The following is a 12,371-nucleotide window of genomic DNA, read 5'->3' on the forward strand; positions in this document are numbered from 1 at the left end:
GGGCGACTCCTTGGGGATTAGCGATAGAGGAACGAAGGCTAAAATCATCACATCCTGTGATAACGCCTTCGTGACCAACATCGTGTTGGCCCGAGACCCTGGAGCGAGCATCGCGAGTGAAGCGGCTCATCGGACGCCCCCAGGAAGCTTTGCTCTGTGCGAAAGCGAAGCGTCAGCGGCAAATGTTTTATCTGTGCGAAAGCGAAGCGGCAGCAACAAAGCGCCAAGTCGGAACGGAAATCAACCACACGTTTGATCCATTTTTTGTATTCACACAATTTATAGAGAAATTTAGCGACCAAGCTCGATAAAAAATATTAATACTATTACACCGACAGACGTGAACAATAACATGTTCAAATCGATTTTTTCATACTATAAAAACATGCAAGTCTCGGAGGGGTGTTGTATGTATTTTGTTACGAAAGGCTTGGTCATTCTTATAGGAAGTGCCGCGCTAGCATTAGGAATTAATTTATTCTTAACACCCTATCAAATTTTAGATGGGGGCGTTGTAGGGATAGCGCTTATTTTACACTATATATATAAGCTTAAAATAGGTTTAATGATCATCATTATTAGTATTCCAATCTTTGTTATTTCTTGGTATAAATACAGAGCGTATTTTTACAATAGTATACATGGATTATTCGCCTATTCTCTTAGTATCGATTTACTCAAGCCTTTCCGAAATCTTATTCATGTAGATGCCATCTATAGCGCCGTATTTGGAGGGGTGCTTATGGGTTTTGGTGTTGGTTTGATGCTTAGATTTCAGACAAGCACTGGTGGTACAGATTTGATTGCACAATTTTTAAGTGATAAAACCGGAATTAATGTCGGGATGCTTATTTTTATGATAGATTCAATCGTCATCGTCATAGGGGGACTGCTTTTATCTTCTAGTACATTATTGCTTTCTATTATTACAATTTTGGTAGCAGGAATTACTACAAGTATCATGACTAGCCGTGTTTAATAAAAAATAGCTTCAGTATAGGACTGAAACTATTTTGAAATTCGTTATCTTGAGCTCTTCATCATTCGTTTTTTAGGATGTGCTGGCTTTACTTCTGCAATTAATATGGCGAGTAAAATCATTACAGCCCCTACAACCATACGACTCGTTAATACTTCATGTAAGAATATAACGGATAGTATCATGCCGAAGAAGGATTCTGTAGACAGAATAATAGCTGCCTTTGTAGCAGATGTATATTGATTCGCAATATTTTGAAAAAGATAGGCAAGAGTAGTTGAAAAAATGGCTAAATAAACGATTGAATAGATTGCTTCTTTTTCAAGAGTAGTTGGGATATCGCCTTGACTGACTACGACCAAAACACCTAAAAAAGATGCTGTGATAAATTGTATAATCGTCAGAGCAATGGCATCTTCCTTTTGTACAAAAAGGTTCGTACAAAAAATATCGAAAGCGAAGGCAACAGCACATGCTAAGGAAAGCGCATCACCGATATTCATTGTTAGCGAGCCTTGCAAAGATAAAAAACCAATACCAGCAATAGCTATAATCGAACCGATAATCTCATAGCCATCTATACGACGCTTGTAAACCGCAAACGCAATTAACGGGACAATAATGACATTGACAGCGGTTAAAAATGCATTTTTAGATGGTGTTGTATATTGTAACCCTACTGTCTGAAGGGCAAAGGCAATATACAAAATGCTTCCTAATAAAATACCTTTCCAGATAACTGATTTCGAAGCTTTTTTTAATTTATAGCCAAATAAGACTGTCAGTATAATAGAAGCTAATAAGAATCTACCTGCCATTACTTGATAGGCTGTTAAATATTCTAATGCAATAGCCGTTATGACAAAACCGCTACCCCAAACGATTGCAGTGACTAATAGCATACCATCAGCTATGTATTGTTTCATCATTCTTCCTCCTAACTTCAATAGAATAGCATGAGATGGGAGAAAATAGTTTGATTTTAATTCTAAAAATTCAGGCGTTTTTTTGTACTTATTCCAAAGCTGTCATTCACCATTCGTTTTGCTATGTAATAAGTACAATTTAACGGCTGCAGCTATACGCTCATAAAAAACATAATCATTTTCTAAAGGTGCTACTAGCTGACGTATTTTTGACATACGATAACGGATTGTGTTTGGATGACAGAAATGAGCAACGGCTACTTCTTTAATATTTCCTTGTTTTACGACATAGGTGATTGCTGTTTTCATTAAATCCCGATCAACCTTTTCCTCAAATAGGGGACCAAGATAGCTATTTACATAGTCCATAGCAAATTTAGCGTCTTTACGATGCAATTCAATTAATAACGAATCGGAAGCAAGGTTCTCATAATGACATATAGGAGCCGCTTCAATTTCAGCCATGATGCGTGCATAAAAGGCTTCACGAACAGCAATAGGGAATTCTGTTTGTGTGACATGACAACGACTATAGCCAATGATCATTGAATCCATCGAGATTGCATACAACGTTAACCATTCTTTGAGGAGTTTTTCAAATTGGAATTGCTGTGATGGATGAGTCATTACAATAAAGAGGCTCTTTTTATAGCTACAAATCATCCCTGATTTCAATAGAGGCTCTAGTTGAAAAAGCGATTGCATCCATTGACTATTTGCATAATCTTGCGTTTGAATATTAGCAACAAATACATATTTTTCAAAGGGCTTATTGATTTGCTGTAAAATAGACTTTATTTGTTCATCAGTTACTTCTTCCTCCATGAGACGTCGCATAATCGTATCTAAAAAGAACGAATAATCCTGTGTTTTTGCATAGGCCATCGTTTCTAGAATAATCTTTTCAAAAAATTCATCACCGCCAAATCGCAATATCGGGAAATTTAGTTCATCTGCATATGCTAGCACTTCCTCAGGTAAATCCTCATAGATGACAGGTTTATAAGCTAGAGCGCTTGCCCCTAGCTCAATAAGGCTTTTCACGGCATTCCATAAATATTCTGGCTTTTGCTTTGCGAATAATAAACTGCTTAAAACAACACTATTCGGTGTGAAAATCGTTTCTCTCACAGTTTGAATATCAGGTGAAAATTCAAAGTCTAGAATTTCCACATTTTGAACGGGTTTATGTAAACCATTGCGGCCGGCAACGACTGTAAAATCTTTTGTAATAGGCAGTTGTAAAAAGTTCTCTACGTTCATTAGGATATATAACAACCTTTCTTGTGATTGAGCTTCTATTACTTATTATAAAAGTACTTGTCAGTAAAATACTATTAGTATCGCTGACATAAGGTAATGCGGAATCGCTGACAAATCATCCGACATCGCTGATAAAACGTTACAAACCCCCAGATCCCCATCAACCTTTGCTCGAACTGCCTTCTCCACATCCTTAATTTATACTACTCTATCAAATAATCAAAAGAGATTATTTTTATAACTTTATACAAGGAAATCTAGTGCTAGAGACACCTGTTTTTACATGAAATTCACAGTGCTTTTACATTGAAAGCGTACAATAGATCATAATAACCGATTTAAGAGGTGCGATAATGGAGTCTGTTGTGAGACAAAGCATAAAAACAAGTAATTTATTTTCTTATTTAAAGTATTTATATGGGCAGCATCAAAACAATACTCTCTATATAAAACGTTTAAAAGCATTGAAGCAAATTATTCAGGACAAGAATTTACATACTTATTTTCAGCCTATCGTCGATTTACAGACGAGTCAAACGGTTGGTTTTGAGGCACTGAATCGTCCAGAGCCTTCAGAATTGTTTCATAGTGTCGATCAGTTTTATGAATTTGTTGGGCAAACAGACTGCGTATTTTTATTTGAATGCTTTTGTCGTAATCTTTCATTACAACGTTTCAAAGAACGATTACACGGAGAATGGGTGAACAGAGATTTTTTAGTATTTGTCAATATACATCCTAACGTTTTACTAGATAAGAGCTATCATAGCGGTGAAACCTTGCAACTATTAAAGGAGCTTGGTATAAAACCACAGCAGGTTGTGTTTGAGCTAACTGAACGTAGTGCAGTGGTAGATTTTGAAGAGTTTGAACGTGTATTATCACATTATCGATCACAGGGCTATCGAATTGCGGTGGATGATGTAGGTTCAGGCTATAATAGCTTGAAAACTCTTATTTACTTAAAGCCAGAATTTATTAAACTAGACCGTTCTTTAATACAATTTATTGATAAAAACAGCGAGCAACAGCAGCTTGTTACATTGTTGATGGACTACGGTGAGCAGGCAGAGACAAAAATTATTGCAGAGGGTATTGAACGCCAGGAAGAGCTTCATTATTTACGTAATATTGGAATCCACTACGCACAAGGTTATGCGATAGGGAAACCCGCAAAGGAAATACATTTGGGGAAAATAAGGATGGATGACCATGAAGATAGGGGAAGTCATAGAAAATGTTCCTTGTATTGATGAATTTGTGAAAAATCAAGAGGTGGATATGCTTTTTACAAGTAATCCATCATTACGTAGTGTTGTCGTTGTTCGAGATGACAAACCAATTGGGCATATTACACGTACACATTTCTATCAAAAAATTGGTACACGCTATGGCTATAATTTATTTATGGGTCGGCATAATCAGCTTATTATGAAAGAAAATCCTTTAATTGTAGACCGCAATATACCTATAACAGAAGTCAGTACGTTAGCGATGTCTAGACCTCCAGAGGACTTATATGATGATGTGGTTGTAACAAGGAATGACTTATATTATGGTGTAGTAAGTATTCGGGAACTACTGTTAAAGCTTGTAGACACACAAGTAGCAATTGCTAGCTTTTTGAATCCATTAAGTAGTCTTCCGGGGAATAAATTAATTGATGAAAAACTAGAAGAAGCATTACAACTATCAAAATATAGTTTAATATATTTTGATTTAGATCACTTTAAATCATACAATGACACTTACGGTTTTAATAAAGGGGATAAAATTTTACTGTATTTAACAGATATTTTGAAAAGAAATATAGTGGGTACAGAAGATTTTTTAGGACATATTGGTGGAGACGATTTCGTTGCGATTCTTCCGCATTATGAGGCTGCCGCGATCTGTCAAAGAATTATTGATGACTTTGATGCATTTATTTTAAGCTTTTATGATGTAGAGGATTTAACATACTTACAAGTTCAAAATAGAGTTGGTAAATTAGAGCCTTTATCTTGTACTACGCTATCCATTGCGGTTATTACTAATCAATATCAACAATTTGAATCTGTTGAGCAATTGTCAGATGCGGTGACACGTGTGAAAAAACAATGTAAAAAAATTTCAGGAAGCTGTTACCTCATTAATGACAGTGGAAAAGAAACCTACCTCGTTCATTAAACGAAGTAGGTGAGACTGTGGGCAAGCTCGCCCACAGTCTTTTTTTCATTATGGACGCTTTCCGCGGAGAAGATGCACATAGTTGCTGTCGTGGAATAGTCAATAACCGCATTTATTATTAAATTTGGTTTTTAGGGCATAATCAAAAGAAATAAGCCGCTTTACATTAGGAAATTATTAATCTAAATAAAACATACTTGAATTATAGGGATTATAGGTATATAATTCGATTTACATTATAATTAAACTTCTTAGGAGGCTTTCTATTGTCTACATTACAAATTATTCTTAACGTTGCTGTTTTGCTGGTATTCGTTGGAATTTTATATTTTATGAATAAAAAGCACGTTAAGTTTTCAAATCGTGTATTTACAGCTCTAGGCTTAGGTATTGTACTTGGTCTTGGACTACATTTAATATATGGTATTGATTCTGATGTGTTAGCTAAAACAACAAGTTGGTACAATATTATTGGTACTGGCTATGTTAAATTACTACAAATGGTTGCGATGCCATTAATTTTTATTTCCATCTTAATAGCCTTTACGAAAATGAAGGTTGGTAAAAACTTCGGAAGAATGGCAGCTCTTATTTTAGCCATTTTAATCGGTACAACTGCTGTATCAGCTGCTGTTGGTATTTTTTCAGCAACAGTCTTTCATTTAGATGCTTCACATATTATGCAAGGTGCTGCAGAGGCAGAGCGTGGAGCGTATTTAGAGGAAAAAACTTCTGGATTAACTGCGCCGGATTTACCAACTCAAATTATTGAGTTATTCCCAGCAAACCCATTCTTAGATTTAACAGGTGCTCGTTCTACATCAACAATTGCTGTTGTAATTTTTTCAGCGTTCTTAGGTTTTGCTTACTTACGTGTAGCACGTAAGGATGGAGACACTGCAGCTACTATTAAAAAGGGCTTGGATGCCATCTATGCATTAGTAATGGGCGTTGTAACCATTGTCTTACGTTTAACACCATATGGTATTTTAGCAATTATGGCACGTACAGTTGCGACATCTGATTTCGGGGCAATCTATAATCTAGGTAAGTTTGTTGTTGCGTCTTATGTAGCGTTAATTATCGTGTTTATAGTACACTTACTAATTCTTACTTTAAGTGGTTTAAATCCATTTACGTACTTAAAGAAAACTGCGGAAACATTATTGTTTGCCTTCACTTCACGTTCAAGTGCAGGTGCTTTACCAATGAACATTAAAACACAAACGGGTCGTCTTGGTGTACCTGAGGGTATTGCAAACTTCTCAGGCTCATTTGGTCTATCTATTGGTCAAAATGGCTGTGCTGGTGTTTATCCTGCAATGCTAGCAATTATGATTGCACCGACAGTTGGGATTAATCCACTTGATCCAGTGTTTATCATTACTGTTATTGCAGTTGTAGCTGTCAGCTCATTTGGTGTAGCTGGTGTTGGTGGTGGTGCGACATTCGCAGCAATTCTTGTATTATCAGCACTTGATTTACCGATTGCACTTGCGGGTATATTAATCTCTGTTGAGCCGTTAATTGACATGGGCCGTACTGCACTTAATGTAAGTGGTTCAATGACTGCAGGTGTAGCAACAGCTCGTATTACAAAAGAATTGGACACTGAAATGTACAATAATAAAGAATTAGGTGCTCAAGTATCAGATTTATAAAAAGACAGAGCTACTCTCTATAGAGGGTAGTTTTTTTATTGAAAATAAAAAGTGAGTTGTTATGTAAGAAACAGCCCACTTTATGAAATCAATTTATTTTATTTTTACATAAAAATCTTTACCATTTATAATCTCGGTCAGTTCAAGGTTGTGATTTGTTTTATAGTAATTATAAATACTATGCGCTAATCCAGAATGTCCATTTAAATATGTTCCCTTTTTAATCTCTCTGCGTGGATTATGGAAATCAAAATACAAGCGAGAATCATGGCACATTGCATCCAAAATTGCTTTAAACTCTTGTTCTTCAATATGAATCCCACGTGTATATCTGCACTCTCTGCGGTACGTATCATGAGAAACATTCACCGGCGACGACTCAAGAACCATTTCGATTTTTTTACTCAAATATTAGCAGCTCCTTTCAGAAATTAGCACCAAAGGGTAGAAAAGAAGACGTGAATTTTTTAAAAAGTATTGACCTAATTCTTAGGGTCATCACAATGGCGTGTGGTTGATTTCCGTTCCGACTGGGCGCTTTCCTGGGGGCGTCCGATGAGCCGCTTCACTCGCGCTGCTCGCTCCAGGGTCTCATCTGTGACGCTGATCCCCAAGGAGTCGCCCAGTCTCCACTCCAATCAACTTATATAAAATGGAATTCCGTTTAACAAATATCATCCTAACTTTAGGTGACGAGTTTTATGATTAATAAAGTTAAACTTATTTATTCCAGTATATAATTATCAGAAAATTATAGCAATATTTTCCCTACCAATCTTGTTGCTGTATTTCTTCTGCCACTACTTGTAAATCATAAGCGGTAATCATTAAAAGTGTATATTCATGTGTTTCCATATATTTTTCTGCTAGACGTTTCATATATTTCGGGGAGCCTTCATTTTCTTCATCATAAATTAGCAGCAGACCATCTGTATTTTGTATAATGAATTTGTCTTTTTCAATAAATTGCCACGGAGCCTCGTATGGCTTTTTCGTTACACTCGTTACAAAGTCTGCTTGAGCTACTAATGTCTGATATTTTTCTTTTTTATGTTCCTGCCAATTTTTCTCCTGCTCTAGAAAAGGTGTGATAACAGCATATTTTAAATGAGGAAATTCATTTTTTAACGTAAGAATAACCTCAGCACCCCATGTTTCTACACCTTGCTGACCACTAATAATCACCCATTCTAAACCTTCATCGATTAATATGCGTAGACGGTTTTCGAGTGCTTTTTTTATGATGGCAATGCCAGGGTGCTTGTCATTAAAGATGCCTAATTCATGTGGTCTATAGCCAGTAATAATAATTCGCTGTAGCAAAAAAACGCCCCCTAAGCTGTATAGTATGTGTAGTCATAGTATACAGTAGGGGGCAAGTGAAAACGAATTCGAATATGTTGTTGTAAAGTTGCTTGTTTTACTAAAAAGCAAATAGTGTTAAAACTACAGCTACAGCAGTACAGATTCCTAAGAACCACCATGTATCTGTAAAGTCCTCTTTGGAGTCACTATTCATGTAAAGTACTTCCTTTCTGTTTTATTTTAATCTGTCCGTTCCAAGACCAATTCGTCCAAACACGCAGTATAGTTTCGAATGGTCCGCGTTTAAATTTCTTGAAATAGGCCAGGCTGAAAATACATTGCAAGCTATACACGACGATTCCGAATAAAATACCGCCAAATACGCCGAGCTTGCCGTATAAACCTAGGCCATATCCATAAAATACTGTTGTACAAATAATGGTTTGCATTAGATAATTAGTTAATGATAGTTTACCGACACTCTCGAAGGCAGGAGCGAGACGTTGTACTGAGCGAGTTTTATATATTAAAGCTGCAAGGCAGACATAGCCAACTGCTAATAACTCAGAGCCTCCGGTTAGCAACATGCCAGAAAAATTGCTTTCTATAAAACTCAGACTCTTTAAAGCTAGCCCTATTGGAACAAGCAGAGCGCCGAGCTTATACCATTTCTTTTCGTCTTCCATATTCACAAAAGCTTGCTTTTTAGCGAGACCCATGCCGAAAAGGGTCAATGAAGTGGTATACATTGGTGCAAGGAAAATTAATAAGAAAAAGACTAAGCCTGCATCATCCATGCCCGGAGGTAGATCATTTGCACGGAAATCGTAAATGTCTGAGTAGCTTCCGTTAGCGTATATATTGTCGGCCTTCTCTACATAGGAAGCTATTTCTTGCTGTTCTTTTTTAGTTTCTTCAGTGGAACCAAATGATAAGCTGGTAATAAGTACTAAGAAGGTACCAGCCCAAATGAATAAAGTTTTCGGTTTACGATTAATAAATGGGATTAAAAACAAGATCATAAAGCCGTAGGAAAATAAAATATCGCCTTCCCATAAAAACATTGAATGTAGTAAACCTAAGGCGATTAGCCCTGTTGCACGACGTAAAATGGACCATCGACTCTTATCTTTTTTTCTACGAATAGACTCTATAAGTTTAATAAGAGAGAAGCCGAATAAAATGGTGAAGATTGGCATAAATGATCCTTCTATAAAGATTTTTACAAAATACCAGGCTCCATTATCGAGGGCGGATAGATCTTTTAGTTCATCTTTGCCATACATACCAAATTGGAAAATCAACAGATTTGCCATTAAGATGCCGAATAAACTAAATCCACGCATTGTATCTATGAAGGTAACACGGTTAGTTGTCATTGCGTTTTATCTCCTTATTTGGTTATCTTATACATAGTGTAGTTTGGAAAGCTTATGGTGAAATGATGGCTACCTTAAAGTAATCTTAAAAGAAGGTGATAGCATGCAAGATGCGTCAATTTTAGTATTAGAGGATGAACGTGCAATTGCAGAAATGATTGAAATTATCTTAAGAAAAGAAGGATTTTTAAACATTACACTCTGCGACACTGTTCAAGAAGCAAAAAAGAAAATAGGAACGAGAGTTTTTGATTTTTATCTATTAGATATTATGCTCCCGGATGGTAGCGGACTTGATATGGCGAATATGATTCGAGAGCAAAGTGAAGCACCTATATTCTTTTTAACTGCAAAAGGTAGTGATGCAGATAAGCTTCGTGGTTTTATGAACGGGGCAGACGATTATATTACGAAGCCATTTAATCCACTTGAGCTTGTTGCGAGGGTGAAGGTCCAGCTTATGAGATATATGAAGAAAAAAGATGTTCCGGGCAGTCATTTATTTTCATGCAGTCGATTTACATTCGATATCGATGCAGCAGAGGTGACTGTAAATGGTACAAAGGAAATTATTAGCGGTAGGTTATTTTATTTATTGAAATTTTTATGTGAAAATGCAGGGCAAGTATTATCGAAGGAGCAAATTTACGAGCGCGTATGGGGTGACTGTTTGTTTGATGATAATACTGTGATGGTTCATATTCGAAAACTGCGAGAAAAAATAGAAAAGAATCCAGGTAAACCAACCTGCATTATTACTGTAAGGGGTATCGGATATAAACTTGTTGGGGATGTTCATTCATGAAGCCGGCTAGAAGATTAACGCTTCGTTTTGTATCTTATTTCGTCGTTTTTTATTTACTAATTATTACAGGCTTTATTATAAGCTTGGTGCTTTTTGCAATCTTTATCAATCGCCATGTCGGTGACGATATTCATATAATGAGTTCCTCTGAAATTAAAGATGATGCTGTCGTAGAAAAAGGAGAATCTATTAAGATTGCTGATTATTTAGTGAAGCGAGCTAAGGAGAACTTAGGGCAATTATATTTGTTCAATAATTCGATGGACATTGTTGATTACACGGGAGATACATGTGAACTATGTAGTATGACAGATAACGAAATAATGGCTCTTAAACGGCCAGGAATGCACACGTGGGAGATTCCTAAATACCATTTGTTATTTCTCCCGGCTTTACCTGTTCAACCGCTTTTTGAGGAAGTAGTGCAGGATTGGAAGGGGAAAGGGGAGATTTCCTCAGAACTGCTCCAACTTTTACAGGATAAGAAGGCCTCTGTTGAAATCTATAATGAGCAGTGGGATCGTGTAGAAGTCATTGGTGAGCGCCATAAAAAGCTCTATAAGCCTCAATTGCTGGAAGAGAACTACGATATTTTTGAGTATAAAGAGCTTTCGCGAAATGTTTCTTTAGAAGATGGCTCTACACTAGTTGTACGTATGCCCAACCCATCATATAAGCCATTTGACGAGCCTTTTAATAAAGCGATGATTTTATTTGTTTCCATCTTCTTTGGTGGTCATATTATATTGTTATTAGGGATCGTCTTTTTATCGATTAGCATTTCCCGTCAATTTGTTCGTCCGCTTGTTTATGTCATATCTCGTATTGAGCGACTAACGCAGTTTGACTATAGTAAAGTAAGAGATAAAAGTATCCATCATCGGGAGACAGGGAAATTAAAGAGGAAATTTAAATTATTTCAGCCAGTTGATGAATCGATTAATAATTTATCAAAACGCCTTTTCTCCAATGAAAGGCAGATTAAGCATGCAGAGCGATTACGTGAGGAATGGATAACTGGCTTATCCCACGATTTAAAGACACCGTTAAGCTCAATTTATGGTTATTCAACAATGCTTGCTTCTGAGGACTATGAGTGGACAAAGGAAGAAATGCGCGTCTTCGCAACTACAATGCAAGAGAAGGCGACGTATATGGATGCTCTTATACAAGACTTAACATATACGTACCAATTAAAAAATAAAGCGATACAGCTTGAAAAAGTGCTGTTACCACTCAATGTATGGTTACCTCAATTTGCAGATGAGCAAGTGTCTGTAAAGGTTTATGGGGATGTCATGCTTGAAGCGGACGAGCTTTTATTAAAGCGCATTTTAGATAATCTAATAACCAATGCTAAAAAATATACTCCTAACGGTACAAAGGTGAACGTAGAGGCGCAAAATATGGGCCAGGAGATTATCCTGACAATCGCCGACCAAGGTCCTGGAATTCCTCAAGAGGAGCTCGATAACCTCTTTGAGCGATATTATCGAGGTACTAATACTACGGATGATACGGCGGGTACAGGTTTAGGATTGGCTATTACTAAGCAGTTAATTGATTTACACAATGGTACCATTAGTGTCCAATCAGGAGCCGAAGGTACAGTCTTTATCTTGAAGTTTAAATGTAAGTAGTAGTTTTTTGGCCTCAAAGAATCAACCCCACGTTATGATAATGAGCTAGTTTTTGATTGATAAAGTAAAGAAAAGTTAATTTGGGCAGTACAAGTGATGAAACATTCACCTTGTACTGCCTTTTTGTGCTATTTGAGTATTGGGATGTAATTTTTTAGGGGATTACCCCTATATAAACAGCTCTCTCTTATACCTATTATTAAGGTGTAAAAGTTGTATACGAAAGACAGCATGATAAGGAGGA

General features: G+C 36.6%; 13 protein-coding genes. 7 read left to right on the forward strand and 6 right to left on the reverse strand.

The window, feature by feature from the left end; translation table 11 throughout:
- Both AC1DCY_RS20090 and AC1DCY_RS20095 read left to right on the forward strand, forming a co-directional pair.
- Window positions 1-256: hypothetical protein (locus AC1DCY_RS20090; RefSeq protein ID WP_477353059.1), on the forward strand; the 256-nt coding region annotated here is incomplete at its 5' end.
- Between the two features lie 153 nt (window positions 257-409).
- Window positions 410-979, forward strand: coding sequence for a YitT family protein (locus AC1DCY_RS20095; protein ID WP_477353061.1), 570 nt, complete (start codon window positions 410-412; stop codon window positions 977-979).
- 44 nt (window positions 980-1,023) lie between these two features.
- Here AC1DCY_RS20095 and AC1DCY_RS20100 read toward each other — a convergent pair whose 3' ends face one another.
- Together AC1DCY_RS20100 and AC1DCY_RS20105 are read right to left on the reverse strand one after the other, a co-directional pair.
- Window positions 1,024-1,905: a DMT family transporter gene (locus AC1DCY_RS20100; RefSeq protein WP_477353063.1), complete on the reverse strand. Its 882-nt coding sequence runs from the start codon at window positions 1,903-1,905 to the stop codon at window positions 1,024-1,026.
- A gap of 102 nt (window positions 1,906-2,007) precedes the next feature.
- Window positions 2,008-3,168 (reverse strand): PucR family transcriptional regulator, encoded by a 1,161-nt coding sequence (locus AC1DCY_RS20105; RefSeq protein ID WP_477353065.1) that lies wholly within the window; start codon window positions 3,166-3,168, stop codon window positions 2,008-2,010.
- Window positions 3,169-3,521: 353 nt separating this feature from the next.
- On the opposite strand from AC1DCY_RS20105, the gene AC1DCY_RS20110 reads away from it, so the two are divergent.
- The 3 genes from AC1DCY_RS20110 to AC1DCY_RS20120 all read left to right on the forward strand — a co-directional run bounded on the left by AC1DCY_RS20110 (window position 3,522) and on the right by AC1DCY_RS20120 (window position 6,998).
- The gene (locus tag AC1DCY_RS20110; protein ID WP_477353067.1) at window positions 3,522-4,421 is read left to right on the forward strand and encodes an EAL domain-containing protein; all 900 of its coding nucleotides are present in this window, start codon (window positions 3,522-3,524) and stop codon (window positions 4,419-4,421) included.
- Window positions 4,381-5,337 carry a GGDEF domain-containing protein gene (locus AC1DCY_RS20115; protein WP_477353068.1) on the forward strand — a complete coding sequence of 319 codons (957 nt, stop codon included), beginning with the start codon at window positions 4,381-4,383 and terminating at the stop codon, window positions 5,335-5,337. Before AC1DCY_RS20110 ends, AC1DCY_RS20115 begins: the two co-directional genes overlap by 41 nt.
- A 332-nt stretch (window positions 5,338-5,669) precedes the next feature.
- Entirely contained in the window at window positions 5,670-6,998 is a 1,329-nt protein-coding gene (locus AC1DCY_RS20120) for an L-cystine transporter (protein WP_477353128.1), read from the forward strand.
- Window positions 6,999-7,091: 93 nt separating this feature from the next.
- Here AC1DCY_RS20120 and AC1DCY_RS20125 read toward each other — a convergent pair whose 3' ends face one another.
- From AC1DCY_RS20125 to AC1DCY_RS20140, 4 genes are all read right to left on the reverse strand, one after another.
- Entirely contained in the window at window positions 7,092-7,406 is a 315-nt protein-coding gene (locus AC1DCY_RS20125) for a hypothetical protein (protein WP_477353070.1), read from the reverse strand.
- Window positions 7,407-7,480: 74 nt separating this feature from the next.
- Window positions 7,481-7,612 (reverse strand): hypothetical protein, encoded by a 132-nt coding sequence (locus tag AC1DCY_RS20130; RefSeq protein ID WP_477353072.1) that lies wholly within the window; start codon window positions 7,610-7,612, stop codon window positions 7,481-7,483.
- Window positions 7,613-7,766: 154 nt separating this feature from the next.
- Window positions 7,767-8,321 (reverse strand): SLOG family protein, encoded by a 555-nt coding sequence (locus AC1DCY_RS20135; RefSeq protein ID WP_477353074.1) that lies wholly within the window; start codon window positions 8,319-8,321, stop codon window positions 7,767-7,769.
- A gap of 188 nt (window positions 8,322-8,509) precedes the next feature.
- Window positions 8,510-9,682 (reverse strand): DUF418 domain-containing protein, encoded by a 1,173-nt coding sequence (locus AC1DCY_RS20140; RefSeq protein ID WP_477353075.1) that lies wholly within the window; start codon window positions 9,680-9,682, stop codon window positions 8,510-8,512.
- Between the two features lie 103 nt (window positions 9,683-9,785).
- On the opposite strand from AC1DCY_RS20140, the gene AC1DCY_RS20145 reads away from it, so the two are divergent.
- Entirely contained in the window at window positions 9,786-10,487 is a 702-nt protein-coding gene (locus AC1DCY_RS20145) for a response regulator transcription factor (RefSeq protein ID WP_477353077.1), read from the forward strand.
- Window positions 10,484-12,127 carry a sensor histidine kinase gene (locus tag AC1DCY_RS20150; protein ID WP_477353079.1) on the forward strand — a complete coding sequence of 548 codons (1,644 nt, stop codon included), beginning with the start codon at window positions 10,484-10,486 and terminating at the stop codon, window positions 12,125-12,127. The genes AC1DCY_RS20145 and AC1DCY_RS20150 overlap by 4 nt, the downstream gene beginning before the upstream one ends.
- Window positions 12,128-12,371: the final 244 nt, after the last annotated feature.

Source organism: Lysinibacillus sp. 10T31, from assembly GCF_056394365.1.